This is a genomic window from Alkalinema sp. FACHB-956 (assembly GCF_014697025.1).
Classification (GTDB): Bacteria; Cyanobacteriota; Cyanobacteriia; order Leptolyngbyales; family Leptolyngbyaceae; genus Alkalinema.
Window position 1 is genome coordinate 573,674 of sequence record NZ_JACJRC010000001.1, and the last position, 18,011, is coordinate 591,684.

Here is an 18,011-nt window from a genome sequence, read left to right on the forward strand (position 1 = left end):
GTGGAAAAATCCTCTTCCGCTTTCGGGGTAGGATTGAAAAATGCCGATGATTTCTGTTTTGGGAGTCCCTCATACCTATGAGTTAACCGCTCCCACCGATTCACAGACAACTTTGGTTTTCGTCCATGGCTGGATGTTGAGCCGTGGATATTGGCAGCCTGTCGTCGATCGACTAGCCCAGGATTATCAATGCCTCACCTACGATCTGCGGGGCTTTGGGCAATCCCACCCCTGCCATCCCCGAGAAATTAGCCAGCACTCACCCTACAGCCTCCAAGCCTACGCAGAGGATCTCACCCACCTTTTGGAGCAACTCGGCATCCGCAAAGCCTGGTTAGTTGGCCATTCCCTGGGGGGTAGCATTGCACTGTGGGCCGCCAAGGCCCTGCCCGATCGGGTGGAAGGGGTGATTTGCGTCAATGCCGGGGGCGGAATTTACCTCAAAGAAGAATTTGAACGCTTTCGTCAAGCGGGACAGCAAATGGTACGCTTCCGACCGGGCTGGTTGCCCCACGTACCCTGGCTCGATCGGGTGTTTGCCCAGGCCATGGTCACCCAGAAGTTAGCGCCCCACTGGGGACGGCAACGCCTCCTCGACTTTCTCGCAGCCGATGCCGATGCCGCCAAAGGGAGCCTACTGGATTCCACGACCCAAGCCGAAGTCCATCGCCTGCCCCAGGTTGTTGCCCGTCTGCGCCAGCCGGTTTACTTCATCGCCGGAACCGACGATCGCATCATGGAACTGAAATATGTACGGCACCTGGCCAGCTTCCATCCGTTGTTTCAGGAATGGGGGGCCAATGTGTTTGAAATTCCCCACTGCGGCCACTTGGCCATGGTAGAACAGCCGGATTTGGTCGTGCAGCAGTTCCGAGAGATTTTCGCGGGCGTTTGTGTCCAGGTTTAACGCCCTAACTGTCCGAGGCATCCCCTTCACCCTGTATATTGATTGGGGTTTCTGTAAGGAGTGCACGGGTGAAGGCGTTGCAAGCAAATCGCTGGGTCCCTTGGATCTGGATTGGCCTCTTGGGTGGGTTGGCCTTTGGGTATGGCTTGGGCAGCACGGGCCTACTGGACGAAACCGAACCCCTGTTTGCCGAGGCCGCACGGCAGATGACTGTAACCGGAGACTGGATCACGCCCTATTTCAACGGCGTAACGCGCTTTGATAAGCCCCCCTTGATTTACTGGCTGATGGCGATCGCCTACCAGACGATCGGGGTCAACAGTTGGGCGGCGCGGTTGCCCTCAGCCCTCGCAGCAACGGCATTGGTGGGCTTTATCTTTTACATCGCTCAGCAGTGGGTTAAGCCAGTGCGATCGCCCTCGGTAGAGTCACCCACACGGCAGGCCGAAACAGCTTCCCCAGGATCCTTGGATCGCCCCTCATCCTCACCGATCGATCTAGCCCTGCCCTACCTCATCACCGCCCCCCTCGCCCTGAATCTGCAAATGATTTTCTTTGGGCGCACTGGCTATTCCGACATGCTGCTGAATTTGTGTTTCAGCGGGTCGATTCTGGCCTTTTGGCGTGGATATGGGCAAGCGGAACCCCGACGCCGGAACCGCTGGTACATCCTGTTGTGGATCCTGATGGCGCTAGGGATATTGACCAAAGGCCCCGTGGCGATCGTGCTGCCCGGTGGCATTATGGCGTTATTTGTCTTGATCACAGGACAGTGGCGTAAAGTTTGGCAGGAGATGCCATGGAAATGGGGCCTCAGTTTACTGGTCGCGATCGCCCTGCCTTGGTACATCCTGGCCTATCTTGCCAACGGTCAATCCTTTATTGATGCGTTTTTCGGCTTCCATAACGTAGCCCGCTTCACCCAAGTGGTGAACAAACACAGTGGGCCTTGGTACTACCACTTCTTAATGGTGTTGGGTGGGTTTGCCCCATGGTCCTTGGCCTTACCCGCCGCGATCGCCCAGGTGATCCAGCAAAAACCTTGGCGATCAGCCGATCGCCAGCAACATCTAGGCTTACTGGCACTGATTTGGTTCAGCAGTGTGTTGGGCTTTTTCACGATCGCCCAAACGAAATACATTACCTACAGCTTGCCCTCCATTCCCGCTGCGGCCATTCTGGTCGGACTCTGGTGGAGCCAACAGCGGCAGTCTGCGTCTGGCAAACCGCAGGAAAAGAATTTGGGGCAAATCATCACCCTTGCGGTCACAGGATTACTGGCGATCGCCCTGGCAGTGGCCGCTTGGCTCTGTCCCAACTGGTTGCAGGGAGATCCGGCCATGCCCAACCTCGGGAAACAGGTCGCAGCCTTCGGTCTACCCTATTTAGGATCCGCCATTTGGGCCACTGCCGCGATCTCCATCCTCCTCGCGTTCCTGTTTCAGAAATACCGCAGGCTTTGGACAATCAATTTAGCGGCCATGGCTCTCTTCATCGCCCTATTTGTTTTACCGTTACTGGGCCTGGTGGATCAGGAGCGCCAACTGCCCCTGCGCCAACTGGCTGTGGAAATTCGCCAAGTTCAAACCTCCGGCGAGCCCTTAATCATGGCGGTCAATTTCTTTGAGAAACCCAGCCTCGTGTTTTATACCCAACAGCCGATCGTCTTCATCACACGATCGGTCAAACTGCGCCCTGAGCTAGAGCAGTTACGCCAAGCAGGGACAGTAAAATCAGCGCTGGTGGTGACAACGCCAAAAACTTTGGAAGAAGCCCAAATCTCCACCGATCGCTACCAATCTCTGGCAACAGCAGGGGTTTATCAGCTGGTACGATTCCCGCTCGACTAGTCTCCCTTGTACTCGATCGTCTCGATACTCGTCTCGATACAAAGGATTTCGGGCAATCCCCCTCAATCCTTCAATTCGATCCCCCCTAGCCCCCCTAAAACAGAGGGGGGAATGGAAGTAATAGAAGATGATGCATACCTTTTTGCAAACAACCCAAAAATGGTGGAGTGTGCCCATCAATCGCCAAGTCACCTGGATTTTGGCTGCTGGATTATTCCTTCGCACCATCTTTGCCTTCTGGCTGCAACCCGGCTTCGACGAAGCCTATTACTATCTCTACACCCAATATCCTGACTGGAGCTTTTTTGACCACCCACCCTTAGTCGCCATCACCACAGCGATCGGGTTGTGGTTCAGTGGCGAAACAGTGTCGCAGTTCACGATCCGCATTGGCAGTTTGCTGCTGTACACCGGGACACTCTACCTGCTCTATCGGGCGGGACGACGGTTGTTTGGCTTTCGGGTCGGGCTATTGGCCCTGATTTTGGCCTCGATCGTGCCGATTTTCCAAGTCGCCTTTGGCACTATGACGCTGCCGGATGTGCCCTTGATGTTCTTTTGGACAGCCACACTGTGGGGCGCATCGGAGGAGTTTTTTCCGTTAGACGGCCAACGCTACCGCCCGACCTATCGCCTTGCCATTTTGGGCTTACTCGTCGGGCTGGCCTGCATTAGCAAGTACCACGGATTTTTGCTGGGGGCTGGCTTAGTGGGCTTTTGCCTTACCAGCCGAGAGCACCGACGGGCCCTCTATTCTCCCTGGGCGTTGGCGAGTTTTGTGGCCTTTTTTGCGACGCTTTACCCAGTGCTGGTCTGGAATGCCCAGCATGACTGGATTTCTTTTACCTTCCAAGCAGGGCGCAGCGTTCCGGCCAAGGGTTACAGCTTGGGTAAACTATTTGGGCTGGTCTTGCAGGAAGTGGGTTATCTGTTCCCCACGATCGGGATTCCGCTGTGGTGGGTTAGCCTACGGGTCTTGGTGGCGCAGAGCCTTTCTCCCTTTGTCCGCCGGATTCGGGACACCCACCAGGATATTCGCATTAAGCAACGGTTAGTTCTGTGGCTATCGGCTCCAGTATTCCTGCTGTTTACCCTGATCGGCGGCTATCGATCGGTGCTGCCCACTTGGGCCATGCCGGGATTTTTCATCGCGACGATTCTGCTGGCCCAGAAAGTGGCTGTCTGGCAAATTCCTTCACCCAAACTCATTCGTCGGTGGTTGCTAGGCTCCGCGATCGCCGTCAACTTGCTACTCCTCCTAGCCCTGTCCCATGTCGCGGCTGGCACCCTGCAAACACCAAGCAATACCGCCCTCTTCGGGGGCTTTATCCCGGCCCAGGGAGATGCCTCCGTGCAACTGGTGGACATTGCCCAACTACGCCAAGGTTTTGCCCAGCAGCCCCAACTGATGCAAGCTTTGCAGCGATCGGACTTTGTTTTCAGCAATCGCTTCCATCTCTCCGGCCACATTGCCATGGCACTAAAACCTTTGCGATCGCTGCCAGTGACCTGCTTTGACAAACGGGATATGCGGGGGTTTGCCTTTTGGTCCCAGGCAACCGATTGGCTAGGAAAAACGGGGCTGTACCTGACTTCCAACGAGTACCAATCCCAGGAAGATTCCGCCGCAGAATATATCCCCTATTTCCGTTCGCTGAAAAAAGTGGGCGAAGTGCCGCTCTACCGAGGCGGTGTGGTGGTCGATCGCTTCCATGTGTTCCTCGCGCAGGAGCAGATCAAACCCTTCCCCCGTCCCCGCGAAGGCAGCAAAGGCGCATAATTGGATCAGACCGGGAGGTGATTCTATGCCGCTCATCACACCGAAACGATTCACGATCGCTGATTACCATCGCCTACGGGAAGTGGGATTGCTGCGTGAGGGCGATCGCATCGAACTGATCCGGGGAGAACTGCTGCACATGTCACCTAAAGGCACTGCCCATTCTGTTTGCAATGGTTTGCTCCAGGCTCAGTTGCTGACGTTACTGGGGAACCAAGGGGCCATCCGGAGCCAGGAACCCATCACACTGCCGCAAACCCAGAGCGAACCTGAGCCAGATCTGATTATTGCTCGCGGTTCCCTGCGGGATTATCTCGATCATCATCCCTATCCAGCGGATGTCCTGTTGGCGATCGAAGTGGCGGATTCCAGCCTGGACTACGATCGCACCGTCAAATTGGAACTCTACGCCGAAGCAGGCATTGCCCACTATTGGATTGCTGATGTGAATAGTCGGCAAATGGAGTGTTACAGCCAGCCCTACCGATCGGCCCAGGGAACTTTCGCTTATCAAACCCGCCAAATCGTGTTGGTCGAGCAATCCCTGCTTGTACCCGGATTTGCGACGGTCGCATTGGACTTAGCGACCATTTTTCCTTAGTTTTTCCTTGGCTAACGGTTCTTGTATGAATTAGCCATCACCAACTTTTTTCTGCCTTTTTTCTGCCCTAGCGTCATGACCCTTATCACACCAAAACGATTCACGATCGCCGATTACCATCGCCTAGGGGAAGTGGGATTGCTGCGTGCGGGCGATCGCATTGAACTGATCCGGGGAGAATTGCTGTCCATGTCACCCAAAGGCACTGCCCATAGCTTCTGTACAATGCGCTTGTTTCGGCTGTTGGATCGGTTGCTGGGTGAGGCGGTCACGTTACGTTGCCAGGAACCGATCGCCATTCCACCGGACAGTCAGCCGGAGCCAGATATCGTCATTACCCAGGGCAGGGATACGGATTATCTCGATCATCATCCCTATCCAGCGGATGTCCTGTTGGCGATCGAAGTGGCGGATTCCAGCTTGGACTACGATCGCACCGTCAAATTGGAACTCTACGCCGAAGCAGGCATTGCCCACTATTGGATTGCTGATGTGAATAGTCGGCAAATGGAGTGTTACAGCCAGCCCTACCGATCGGCCCAAGGCCAGTGCTCCTACCAAACCCGCCACATCGTTCTGGTGGGTCAACCCTTGGCCGTACCTGGATTTGCAGCAGCGACCCTAGACTTGGGGCAAATCTTCCCTTAAAAACCAAAATCGATCGCCCAAGGACGATCGACTGGAAAAAAATTCAATTGACTAGCCTACTGGACAGAGTCCAAAACTTCTTTTCTGACAAGAATATTTCGACTAGAACCTAACGCTCACTAAGCTCTCTTGTTTAAGAAGTTGTCCAACTGTTGTTGAGCGGCACGGAAAATATTGAAAACGGCCCAACCGAGTGCGAGTCCTACGGGTGCCAGAACCGCCAAAACACGAAAGTCGAAATCCATAGTTCCCTGTCTCTCTTAAAAAGCTAGGTAATGTTATTACTAATTTTTACCCGATTACGCGCCCCAGGGGAAGACATTTGGTCGAAGACCTTAAGATAGCGTGAAGACATTAGAACCCCGCCTTCCAGGGAATTGACGGTTCGATCGCCCCCTCGGGCTCAACTCGATCGTTGGATCAGCAAAATCCTAGAATCAGCAAAATCCTAAATCAGCGCCTTTGCCTGCATGGACGAGGGCCAGTTGCTCATAATGCTCTGCGTGGGTCACCAGATCCGCCACTTCCTGATCCGACAGTTCCCGAATCGGTCTACCAGGAATGCCGACCACCAACGATCGCGGTGGAACATCCTTCGTCACCACTGCCCCTGCCCCTACAATACTGCCTGCACCCACCCGCACCCCATCCAGCACGATCGCCCCAATGCCAATCAAACAGCCGGATTCGATATGGGCACTGTGGATCACCGCCCGATGGCCAACCGTCACATGGGATTCCAAAATCGTCTCCTTCCCCGGATCCCCATGGAGGACTACCCCATCCTGCACATTACTATGGGGCCCGATCGTAATTTTTTCCACATCCCCCCGCACGATCGCGCCGTACCAAATACTAGCGCCCTCGGCGATCGTTACATGGCCAATCACAGTGGCATTATCCGCGACAAACGCGGCTTGGGACGTATCAACGGGAGGCCAATAGGAAGGGAACGAAGAAGGTTGCACCACGGGATTGATATCAAGAAACGTTTTGCAATTCCAAAAATTTTCGGTCAGTTCCTGAGAATTTCTATACGAAGATGGCAGGATGACCTAGAGACAAGGATTTGCCCCTAGTTATAATAAACGTTAGCAACCGCATGCCGTATCAAATCCCCGAATCCATGAATAGCCTAGGCTCGCAGTATCCGATTTTCGGGCCAGAGATCCAATGTCCCCACTGTCGTCAAACGATTCCTGCGTTGACGCTGACGGATACTTATCTGTGTCCTCGCCACGGGGCATTTGAGGCGGATCCCAAAACTGGCGAACTGGTTCATCTCCAATCTGGTCGGCACTGGCGGCTGTGGAATGGGGACTGGTACCGCCAGCACACCCATCCCGATGGCATTCGGTTTGAGATCCACGAAGCCCTCGATCGCCTGTATACCCAAGGCTACCGAGCCACACGGGTCATCATTGCCAAGCGCTACCAAGAGCTGATCAGCACCTATCTGGAACGCAGCACCCCTTGGCGTGGCCAAACGGATTCCCAAAAACCCCGACTCTATGGCTTGCCTGTAGAATTTAGTCCGGATCCGGATGATGAACCCTGCTGGAATGTGATCAACTTTGATTTAGAAAAGGAACCAGGGGCCCCTGTGCGTTATCCCTATTTCCGCTTGTTGGAGTAATGATTAACCGGAGTCTTTGAATTCTGGAAAGGTTAGGTAGACCAGACAACGCTATGCTCCACCACGCTTCGATTCGGACGGCAGACATTTTTCGGGCGATCGCGTTCTATGAGCAGTTGGGCTTTGCGGTGTGCGAACGGTTTACAGCGGGCTACACCCTTGCCTGCTGGATGGAGGGGCTGGGCGGACGCATTGAACTGATGCAGATTCCCCAGCCCAATCCCGCCGCCGATGCCTTTGGCGATGAGCATTACGTGGGGTACTACCATCTTTCCTTCGAATTGACCGAGTTAACCCCAGATTTATCCGGTTGGCTAGCCGAGTTCCAAGCCAAACTCGCAGCGATCGACCAACCTTTGACAATTCTGCTAGCCCCTCAACAGCAGATGATTGGCGATCGCGTCTATGAAGTGGCGTTTGTAGCAGATAGTGATGGATTACCCCTAGAGTTCCTGCGGGAAATGGCCCGTATCCCTGGGTAAACTGGAACTTATAAATTGCTGCAACTTATAAATTCACTACTAAATTCATTACTAAATTGACTACTAAATTGACTGCCATCATATCTGGCAATTCATCGCCCATTAATAACCTACTCAGCGATTAAAATGACAGCTAGACCTGCGGCTCACTGCCCCGCAGCTTACTTACCCGGTGCCCTCTACTATGGATGCCTTTTCAGACAATTGGGCCTATCTCAAAGTTGAATTGAATTGGTTAGAACGGTTGCTGATGATGGCCGTTGCCAAACAACGCCAAGAAACCAAAGAACTGGACGCGATCGCCAAAACACGAGGTGATCGGGCCACTAGCCATTGGTGGAAAGGCGTGATCACAGTGGAAAAAGGCGGATATGATTCCCCTCGGCCTGTGGTAGCCCATTCAGCAACTTCAGGCAATTACCACGAACAGTTAGAAACGCGCATTCAAGCTTCCGCACAACAGGGAATTTTCCTGGCCCTACCGCAATTGTGCGATCGCCTCGCTTTGTCGCGGTTTGAAAAGCAAGTGTTGCTGCTGGCCTTAGCGCCAGAAATTCACCATCGCTACAGTGATTTACTGGAATACCTCTGCCAGCAAAATTTACCGACAGTAGATCTGGCACTACGGTTGTTGTGTCGGAGTGATCAGGCCTGGCGAGAAGGGCGACTAAAGTTTCTGACTGAACCCTTTCAAGGCTTAATTCAGCTCTTGGAAGACAAGCCAGGGCCCTTGCTGAAGCGATCGATCAAGCTGTCCGATGATTTGGTAACGTTTTTACTCTCCGATCGGCCAGAGACGGGATGGCTGGACAAGCTGGTGCCACCGACATCAGCGATCGAACCCCCGCTACCAGACATCCACCCGGCTCTCCTGCGAGGTATCCAGCAGCCCCTGGTATCGCCCCCATTCCTGGAGTCAATTGAAACGTTAACCGTCGCGCCGGATCTAGCAGTCGTACCAAAGACAGCCGCAGCACCAGAGACAGCCGCAGCACTGTTAATTCAGCCAACAGTAGAATCATCGCCGGGAACCCCCGATCGAGAACAGATCTGGCGGCAAGCAGTGCCCAGCGACTTTCCTCGGGTGAGAAATTTATCCTGGAAACGGTTAGCACAGTTAGACCTCGCCCCGACGGAAATTCGATCGATCTGTCAACGGGCGATCGAACAGGCCCAAAAAGACGGCAAACCCTTGTCCCTGCGTCACTTTAAGCAAGTCCTACAACAGCAAGGAATGGCCATCTAAGGAAGAGCCATCTGACGATCGTGCCGCACCCCACATTCATCAAACCCATGTTTCCCCTAGGACATCCGGCTGACCCGACCAAAGAACGGCACCTCCACGGGTTTACGTTGCCACAGCCGCAGCATAAGGTACAGATTCAAAACAAAGTAGCCCGAAGTCAGTAAACTACTGGCCAACAGCAACGGCACTTTGATCGTGTCGGAATTGTTCACCCCCAGATCCAACATCACCGTCCCCGCAAACCAAGCCATCGCCAACTTGATCGCCAAACGACTGAGGGCGCGTTCCTGCTTGGAGCGATCGGGCCGACTCAGCGTCCACATCGCAGGGCCAACCCCAAACACAGGCATCAGATAGAGCAGCAGCGTCAGGTTCTTGAGTTCATCTTTGTCGATGGCATCGATCGTTCGATTCATGGATCCCTCAGTTCAGCAGTGGGTAACGTCAGTGGTCAGCTTTGCTCTATTTTGCCCTCTCCTTTCCGTCCTGGCGTGCCTTAAACTCAAATTTTCGTGATAATGAAGGCAGGACTTCGTAGCGGCTTGGCTAGAGCTGTGAGAACAGATGCTAGAACAGTTACGGAGTCATTGGCACGGTTCAACTCGGTGGCATGATGCAGCAGACCAATCGATGGTTGACTTGGTGGGAAACCATTTCACCGCTAGGCAAGGTGTTAGCGATCGCACTAGCAGTTCCGCTGCTGGTAGTGAATATTTGGGCAGTTTCAACCATTTTTGAATACTTTAACTCCCTCTTTGTCATTGTCATTGCTGCGTCATTATTGGCGTTTTTGCTCAATTATCCCGTTACTTTACTACAACTGAAGGGAAATAATCGGGAACGGGCTTCGATCGTTGTCTTCCTGCTGTCGATTTCCCTACTGCTGGCCTTGGGGGTGACGCTGGTTCCGTTAGCCCTAGCCCAAGCTGAACAATTAATTTCGAGTTTGCCCAAATGGATCGATTCTGGGAAGCAACAACTGCTGCTGTTAAATATGCAGTTGGAGAACATGGGCTTCCCGATCAATTTGGATCTGCTGACGGAACAAATTGTCGATCGGTTAAAAAGTCAACTACAGGCCATTACCGAAAAGGTTTTGAATCTGGCACTGTTTACCGTTACCAGTCTGTTGGATTCACTGTTAACGTTAGTGTTGACATTTTATTTACTCCAGCATGGCGATGAACTGTGGGAAAGTCTAATTGATTGGTTGCCCGTTCGCATTCGTCAGCCCTTTTCCCAAACGTTGCGAGTCAGTTTCCAGAACTTTTTCCTGGGTCAGTTCATTCTGGCGACTTCCTTGGGTTCAATTTTGACCCTCGCCTTTCTCTGGTTGCGGGTCCCCTTTGGCCTCTTGTTTGGGCTGACGATCGGAACCATGGCACTGGTTCCCTTCGGGGGATCTGTGGGTATTGCGTTAGTCACCTTACTCGTTGCGCTGCGGGATATCTGGCTAGGCGTTAAGGTGCTGGCAACGGCGGTGTTAGTGCAGCAAATTATTGAAAACATCATTGCGCCCCGCGTTCTCAGCAGCATTACAGGCTTGAATCCAGTGTGGGTATTCATTTCCATTTTGACGGGAGCACGCGTGGGCGGTCTGTTGGGAGTCATTATTGCAGTGCCCACCGCCGTGGTGATTAAAACCGCCTTAGGGGCCCTGAAAGCCCCGACCCCAGCGATCGCAGCTACAGGAGACAATCCCGCGATCATGGAACCCGCGATCGTGGAAACCCGTTTAACAACGGAAGAATCGGAAGGCCCGATCGAGGCTTCATAGTGGGTTGCTTCACGAATAGTGGGTTGCTTCACGACTCAGGTTGCACCAGGGTTTCCGAGGGGGGATGGCAGGGAAGTTCGATCGTGAAACAGCTGCCGACCCCCACCTCACTGGTTAAGCGCACTTCACCACCATGGAGTTCAGCAATCTGTTTCACCAAGGCCAATCCTAACCCTGTGCCAGAATATTGCCGATTCAGAGCACTATCAATTTGAATAAACGGTTGGAACAGCTTAGACTGATGCTCCGGTGCAATTCCAATACCAGTATCAATAATACTGATTTCAATGGTACTAGCGTCAATTGGGGCATTAACCATTAAGGTAATCTGTCCATTATCCGGCGTGAATTTAACAGCATTTGTTAGCAGATTAATCAACACCTGTCGAATACGACGTTCATCTACCCACAATTGCGGCAGTTGGTCGGGTAATTGAAGATCGATCTGAATGTTTTTCTTGAAGGCTTGCTGTTTAATAAATGTCAAGCTAGATTGGCATAGTAATTTGATATTTGTAGATTGATACTCTAGCGTAACTTGCCCGGATTCAATTTTCGCGACATCCAGGATATCGTTAATCAGCGCTAGAAGATGATGTCCGCTATTTTCGATGGTTTTGAGCGATCGCAGTTGTCGATCGTTCAGTGTCCCAAAGATTTGCTCTTGTAACGCTTCTGACATTCCGAGAATCGCATTCAAAGGAGTCCGCAATTCGTGACTCATATTCGCTAAAAATTCATCCTTCAGTCGTGTAGCTCGCAGCAATTCTTCATTAGTATGCTGCAATTGAATTTCAGCTTGTTTACGATCGGTAATATCCTGCGCAGTTCCAATCGTCTGCTTCAAACGACCTTGGTCGTCCCGGCTAAACACTGAATCGCGACTATGCAACCAACGCCATTCCCCATTGCTATGGCGCATCCGGTATTCAAATTCCCGAATTTCACCATCCTGCATTTCATACAGTTGAGCAATGTAACTTGGCAGCCGTTCCCGATCTTCAGGATGCATCAAACGGGTAAATAGAGTCGTGCCCAGCACCTGAATTTGTTCTTCGGTATAGCCAAGAATTGGTGTAATTGCATGATTGACGTAAATATTGCGCGACTCTTGCAAATCATAGATGAATAGAATATTCGGAGAAGCATCCGCAATTTTTTGGATAAAGTGTTGACTTGCTTGCAATGCTTGTTCAGCTTTTTTGCGATCGGTAATATCAAGATTTAAACCCACTGCCTTAATGACTTCGCCTTGGTTATTACGATGTTTAAATGCCCTGGATTCAATAAAGCGAACGGTGCCATCGGGCCACGTAATCCTAAATTCTGTTAGGGGATCTCTTGTACCTTGTAGAGATTCCTGTTCTGCCTGTTGTACATAGGCTCGATCGTCGGGATGGACTCGATTGAACCAGTCTTCGTATTGACCGGAAAATTCCTCGGGCTGAATGCCGTACAGAGCAAACATCCGGCTATCCCAAATTAAACGATTACTGGTTGCGCTCCATTCCCAAATACCGATATTAGCCCCTTCCAAGGCAAAATCCAGTCGTTCTGCAAGGGCTTGCAACGCCTGTTCTGCTTGTTTGCGATCGCGAATATCGATTAAAACACCACTCGATCGCGTCAATTCGCCATTTTCATCTAAATTGAGACTTGAAACATCATAGACCCAGACCAAGCTGCCATCCGCCGCAATCATGCGATATTCCATTTCACAATTTTGTTGAGCGCAAATGGCTTGATTAAACTGCTGTTCAACTTTTTCTAAATCAGCTTCATAAACATGATTCCGCCAGAAATTAGGTTCATTAAGCCAAGCAGAGATGGAATAGCCAAGAATTTCTTCTGCTTTGTGGCTAACGAAGATAAAGCGATCGGTCTGGAGATCATACTCCCAAACAATGCCATTAACCGACTGAATCAGGCTGTAGTATTTCTGGCGCGATTGAGCTAATTGGGTTTCGATGCATTTACGATCGGTCACATCAACCACAATTCCATCCCAAATGACATCCCCATTCTCCAGGCGTTCCGCATGGGTCATATGTTGCACCCAACGCACTCCCTGATCGGGTAGGAGTAAGCGATAGGTAGTTGCAAAAGGTTCCAGCGTTTGGGCAGAAACTAGAACATCCGCCAAAACCGCAGACAAATCATCAGGGTGAACTCGCTCCCAAAGAACAGCAACATTTTGGAGGGCAGTTTCGGGTTCAATTGCAAAGATCTCCCTCACCTGAGAACTGACATAGGTTATCTCATCGGTTTTATCGGGATGCAGCACATAGCGGAAAATCATCCCCGGTACATTTTCTGTCATTCGGTGGAACTGGGTCTGACTCTCTTGCAGAGCCAGTTCTGCCATCTTACGATCGGTAATATCGGTCAATGTCCCGACATAACCAATGACATTGCCATCCGAATCCAACTCTTGGGCCACCTGTGAATAAAACCAATTAATCGTGCCATCCGGTCGTAAGTGCCGCCATTCGCCTACTTGAAAATATTGGGTGCTGGGAGAAGCCTGTTGCCATAGATTTTCCCAGGTTTCGAGGAGCTGATCGCGATCGTCAGGATGTAAGCCATCGATCCAACCTTGTCCGAGGGCGGATTCCCTCGGGCGACCCGTTATCTCACTCCAACGCTCGTTGACATACACACAATTTAAAGGGGAATCAAAGCGATAAATCGCCACAGGTACTGCGGCAGCGAGGCTGGCATAGCGGCGTTCACTTTCTTGCAAAGCAAGCTCTGCATTTTTGAGACTCGTAATATCTGATAAAGTCCCTTGAAACCCTACAATTTGACCTTCTGGGTCGAAAATAGGCTTGACACTCACTCTGACCCAAATATAGGGCAAATCGCGATGGAGATGACGGAACTCCATATAACCAATGCCTGTCCCCCCGTGATAACCAATGCCTGTACCTACGTGTTCAATGGATTGGTGTTCAAGAAACAACGGGCGATCGTCTGGATAAACGGTTTCGACTGCTAATCTGCCAATCCAATCACTGGGTTCCCAACCAAACAACGTTTTGAATTGAGGCGAAAGATAGGTAAACCGATCTTCAGCATCCGCTGACCAGATGAGATCTTGCCCACCTTCCACCAAGCGTCGGAATTTGGCCTCACTTTCTGCGAGTTCTGCTTCAATGCGCTTACGATCGGTAATATCGGTCAACGTCCCAACATAGCCCAGGAGATTCCCCGACTCATCCAACTCCCGCACGGTCTGAACATAAAACCAAGTAATGGTGCCATCGGGATGTAAATGCCGACCCTCCCAACTACTGAGGGACATCGCTTCTGGAGCAATTGGCACATTGGCTTCAGACCAAACAAGAGCTGCTAACTTGGAGCGATCGTCGGGATGAATCGCCTCAAGCCAACCTAGTCCATAGCCCGATTCGATCGGACGTCCAGTCATTTCACTCCAGCGATCATTGAGGTAAGTGCAGTTATGCTGCGCGTCAAAACGAAAAATAGCAACAGGGGCCGCAACGGCCAAACTAGCATACCGGCGCTCACTTTCCCGCAGTGCAATTTCAGCGGTTTTACGATCGGTAATATCCGCCGCAATTCCAACCGTTCCAGCAAACGCTCCATTAACGTTTCGAAAAGGCGTTTTCGTGGTTTCTAGCCAGCCTAATGTGCCATTGGCCATTGCAACTCGCTCCTCCACAACTTTGCGTTGACCGGATTGCAAAACCTGAAAATCATCATCACGATAGGCTTCGGCTAAGTCAGCAGGCCAAATATCGTAGTCAGTCTGGCCAATGAGATCGTCCGCAGCCACACCACAGGCTTCAGCAAAGGGTTGATTAACGGCAATAAACCGACTCTGCTCATCCTTAATCCAAGCGATGTGTGGAATATTGTTGAGTAAAGCGGTGAGATGCTTTTTCTTGAGGATGAGTTCTTGCTCGATCGTTTTGCGATCGGTAATATCCGTTAATGTCCCAATGAACCCAATCATCTGCCCCGAATCATCAAATTCTTGGACAATCTTGGAATAAAACCAGTTAATCGTTCCATCAGGGTTCAAATGACGCCCCTCCCCTGTGGCCAAACTTGAGAGGTTGAAGTCCAGGCTCTTCTGCAACTCCGCCAAAGTCTCCCGAGTCTGTTCTCGTTCTTCAGGATGTAATGCATTGAGCCAACCTCGCCCTAGGGCAGACTCAGCGGGTCTACCCGTCATCTCGCTCCAGCGATCGTTGACATAGGTGCAGTTAAGCTGGGCATCAAAGCGGAAAATGGCAACAGGAGCCGCAGCGGCAAGGCTGGCATAACGTCGTTCGCTGGCTTGTAACGCAATTTCAGCAGTTTTACGATCGGTGACATCGAAAAAGATGCCATCCCAAGCCAACGAACCATCACTCTGTTGTTCGGGTTGCGAAATGAATTGTATCCACTTAATCCTCCCATGCGCGAGGATCACCCGAAATTCCTTGTTACAGGGTTGCAAGGTTTGGGCAGATTGCAGAATGATCGCTTGCAAGTGAGGGATATCGTCGGGATGCACCCTGTCCCACAGTGGCTGAGTTGATTGCAGAACTGCTTCGGATTCTAGTTCAAACATATCATAGAGACATGCACCCAGATAGGTATAAGCATCCTGCCCATCCGCATACAGGACATAGCGATAGATCACCCCTGGAATATTTTCCGTCAGCCGTTGGTACTGAGCCTGACTCGCTTGCAAGGCCATTTCAGCCATTTTGCGATCGGTAATGTCCGTTAAAATGCCTTGGTAACCGATAACCTGTCCGGTAGCATCCATGACGGGCGTTGTACTGGCTCTGACCCACACATAGGGCCGATCGCGGTGGCAATGGCGGAATTCTAGATAGCTTTGGGCGGTGTTGATGGCTGGTAATAAGCGTTGCTGGATTAACCACTCGCGATCGTCCGGATAGACAGCCTCCAGCGATGGCCTACCAATCCACTCACTGGGTTCCCAACCAAACACCGTTTTGAATTGAGGCGAAAGATAGGTAAAGCGATCCTGGGAATCGATCGACCAGATAACATCCTGGCCCCCTTCAATCAACCGTCGGAACTTGGCTTCACTGTCGGCTAACGCGGCTTCAATGTGTTTACGATCGGTAATGTCAATTTCTGTACCTAGGATGCGCACCACTTGGCCCGAGGCATCTCGCCATGCCTGCCCCCGATCGAGCACCCAAATATATGACCCATCTTTGCAACAACTGCGATACTCAACTTCGAAAACATCCGTTTCCCCCGATCGCAGCGCAGCCATGATGACCATCAGATTCTCATAGTCATCGGGATGAATCCGCGCAAAGAATTCCTCCACTGAATCACTGATTTCCTCATCTTCATAGCCCCGGTTCTGCTTCCAACCATGGGAATAGAACTTCACATTATTTTGTAAATCCCAATCCCAAATCCCTGCCTTTGAGCCATTAAACGCCAGTTGCCAACGGTTTTCGCTAGCCTGTAGCGCAGCCGTGCGTTCTTCCACCCGGCATTCTAGTTCCTGGTTGAGTTGGTGCAGGGCTTCGATCGCCTGAGACCGCTCGATCGCAATCCCTGCAATGTGGGCGGATTGCCGCAACCGATCTAGATCCTGGGGCTGGGGAACTCGTTGTTCACGATAATAAATTCCAAACACCCCCAGAACCGTGCCTTCACCACTGACAATAGGGGCAGACCAACAGGCGCGCAAATCGTAGGTCAACGCTAACGCCTGATAATCCCGCCAGAGGGGATCCGTTGCAATATCAGAAACAATCACCACCTCCCGCCGGAAAGCCGCCGTACCACAGGAACCAATCCCTTCTCTAATAGGTGCTCCATTGACCGCAGCACAATAGGCCAGAGGCAAACTGGGAGCTGCTGCACAATGTAAATGTCCTCCTTGACACAGCAGGATCGAACACAGTGTACCCGGTAGGTGAAATTCTGTGGTTCGCAGTAACGCATCCAAGATATCGGACAGTGGCTCCGATTTCGCAATGCGTTCGAGCACTTTATGCTGACTCTCTAGCAGGAATTCCGTCCGTTTGCGATCGCTAATATCAGTAATCGTGCCAACGAAACCAATTTCCTGCCCCTCAGCATTGTACTCAACGGCTACTTGACCATAAATCCAGGCATCTGAGCCATCGGGCCGTTGAATTTGATATTCGATCGCCCAGAGACGATTTTCACGGTGGGCCTTTTCGTATTCTTCGACGATATGTTCCAGATCCTCAGGCCGATATCCCACAGACCAAGGTTGGCCGAGTAGAGCCGTTGCATCGAGACCTAAAATTTCACAATAGCGATCGTTAACATAGGTGCAAATGCCCTCATTATCGGTATGCACAATACCCACAGGAGACGCCGCGACCAAAGCCGCATAGCGCTGTTCACTAGCCTGAAGTTCGATCGTGGTTTGGTGCCGTTCAACCAATTCCGTTTGTAATTGCTCGTTGGTGGTATTGCATTGATCAATCAGGGTACTGGCTTGCTGACTAAACTGGGCAAGCTGCTGCAAACATTCGTAGGAAAGTAGACCCGTTAAGCGATCGTGGACATCCACGATCGGCAAATAGCTGATCTGATGCTGTTCCATGAATTGGATCACCGTGACCCAATCCGTTAGGTTTGATTCCTTCAGGGTAAGGGCGGGCGACGGCAGCAGTTGGCTCAGGGGGATTTGCGCGATCGGAGCTTGCTGCGCCACAAGACGTAACACTGCTTGTTCTGACACCACCCCAAGAACTTCCTCACCATCCAGCACTACCACACAGCGCGATCGCCTGAGCGAGTCTAAAGCCGGAACCATGGTTGCAACGCAACTCATTTGAGTGATCGCTTGGAGCACCGTTGTGCTCGCATCCGCAACGAGGGGTTCTCGAAGAATGATCGACCGTAAATCAACTTGAGGGAGTGAGCGAGTTCGGAGATCCATGGGCAACAGCCAATCGCTAGTCGATATCGTCAGTCAATTCAGAGAAAGCTCATACAAAATTTGACTAAATTTGACTAAATATTTGGTGAAATCAACTGAAAATCACCTCAATAAAGCACCTTATCAAGTGGGATGAATTGCTTCGGGAAAAGACAACAT

At 51.5% G+C, this 18,011-nt stretch carries 13 protein-coding genes; 9 read left to right on the plus strand and 4 right to left on the minus strand.

What is annotated here, in order from left to right:
* Nucleotides 1-40 precede the first annotated feature (40 nt).
* The 5 genes from H6G21_RS02370 to H6G21_RS02390 all read left to right on the plus strand — a co-directional run bounded on the left by H6G21_RS02370 (nucleotide 41) and on the right by H6G21_RS02390 (nucleotide 5,786).
* Complete coding sequence (locus tag H6G21_RS02370) at nucleotides 41-907, plus strand: alpha/beta hydrolase (RefSeq protein WP_190570056.1); 867 nt, start codon at nucleotides 41-43, stop codon at nucleotides 905-907.
* Nucleotides 908-975: 68 nt separating this feature from the next.
* Nucleotides 976-2,757, plus strand: a complete 1,782-nt coding sequence (locus H6G21_RS02375; RefSeq protein ID WP_199306966.1) for a glycosyltransferase family 39 protein — start codon at nucleotides 976-978, stop codon at nucleotides 2,755-2,757.
* 127 nt (nucleotides 2,758-2,884) lie between these two features.
* On the plus strand, nucleotides 2,885-4,537 hold the full coding sequence (locus H6G21_RS02380; RefSeq protein ID WP_242041591.1) for a glycosyltransferase family 39 protein: 1,653 nt from the start codon (nucleotides 2,885-2,887) through the stop codon (nucleotides 4,535-4,537).
* 25 nt (nucleotides 4,538-4,562) lie between these two features.
* A complete protein-coding gene (locus tag H6G21_RS02385) occupies nucleotides 4,563-5,138 on the plus strand; it encodes a Uma2 family endonuclease (RefSeq protein WP_190570058.1) in 576 nt (191 codons plus the stop codon).
* A 75-nt stretch (nucleotides 5,139-5,213) separates the two neighbouring features.
* Entirely contained in the window at nucleotides 5,214-5,786 is a 573-nt protein-coding gene (locus H6G21_RS02390) for a Uma2 family endonuclease (protein WP_190570060.1), read from the plus strand.
* A 119-nt stretch (nucleotides 5,787-5,905) separates the two neighbouring features.
* On the opposite strand, the gene H6G21_RS02395 is transcribed toward H6G21_RS02390, so the two are convergent.
* Both H6G21_RS02395 and H6G21_RS02400 read right to left on the minus strand, forming a co-directional pair.
* On the minus strand, nucleotides 5,906-6,031 hold the full coding sequence (locus H6G21_RS02395) for a photosystem II protein Y (RefSeq protein ID WP_190570062.1): 126 nt from the start codon (nucleotides 6,029-6,031) through the stop codon (nucleotides 5,906-5,908).
* Between the two features lie 192 nt (nucleotides 6,032-6,223).
* Nucleotides 6,224-6,757: a gamma carbonic anhydrase family protein gene (locus H6G21_RS02400; protein ID WP_347277965.1), complete on the minus strand. Its 534-nt coding sequence runs from the start codon at nucleotides 6,755-6,757 to the stop codon at nucleotides 6,224-6,226.
* A gap of 155 nt (nucleotides 6,758-6,912) precedes the next feature.
* On the opposite strand from H6G21_RS02400, the gene H6G21_RS02405 reads away from it, so the two are divergent.
* The 3 genes from H6G21_RS02405 to H6G21_RS02415 all read left to right on the plus strand — a co-directional run bounded on the left by H6G21_RS02405 (nucleotide 6,913) and on the right by H6G21_RS02415 (nucleotide 9,150).
* On the plus strand, nucleotides 6,913-7,422 hold the full coding sequence (locus H6G21_RS02405; protein WP_190570510.1) for a TIGR02652 family protein: 510 nt from the start codon (nucleotides 6,913-6,915) through the stop codon (nucleotides 7,420-7,422).
* Nucleotides 7,423-7,475: 53 nt separating this feature from the next.
* The gene (locus H6G21_RS02410) at nucleotides 7,476-7,904 is read left to right on the plus strand and encodes a VOC family protein (RefSeq protein ID WP_190570064.1); all 429 of its coding nucleotides are present in this window, start codon (nucleotides 7,476-7,478) and stop codon (nucleotides 7,902-7,904) included.
* 184 nt (nucleotides 7,905-8,088) lie between these two features.
* On the plus strand, nucleotides 8,089-9,150 hold the full coding sequence (locus tag H6G21_RS02415; RefSeq protein ID WP_190570066.1) for a hypothetical protein: 1,062 nt from the start codon (nucleotides 8,089-8,091) through the stop codon (nucleotides 9,148-9,150).
* Nucleotides 9,151-9,206: 56 nt separating this feature from the next.
* Here H6G21_RS02415 and H6G21_RS02420 read toward each other — a convergent pair whose 3' ends face one another.
* Nucleotides 9,207-9,566 (minus strand): hypothetical protein, encoded by a 360-nt coding sequence (locus H6G21_RS02420; RefSeq protein WP_190570068.1) that lies wholly within the window; start codon nucleotides 9,564-9,566, stop codon nucleotides 9,207-9,209.
* Between the two features lie 194 nt (nucleotides 9,567-9,760).
* Between H6G21_RS02420 and H6G21_RS02425 the strand changes: the two genes are divergently transcribed.
* The gene (locus tag H6G21_RS02425) at nucleotides 9,761-10,927 is read left to right on the plus strand and encodes an AI-2E family transporter (protein ID WP_242041592.1); all 1,167 of its coding nucleotides are present in this window, start codon (nucleotides 9,761-9,763) and stop codon (nucleotides 10,925-10,927) included.
* A gap of 28 nt (nucleotides 10,928-10,955) precedes the next feature.
* Here H6G21_RS02425 and H6G21_RS02430 read toward each other — a convergent pair whose 3' ends face one another.
* Nucleotides 10,956-17,852 (minus strand): PAS domain S-box protein, encoded by a 6,897-nt coding sequence (locus H6G21_RS02430; RefSeq protein ID WP_190570070.1) that lies wholly within the window; start codon nucleotides 17,850-17,852, stop codon nucleotides 10,956-10,958.
* Nucleotides 17,853-18,011: the final 159 nt, after the last annotated feature.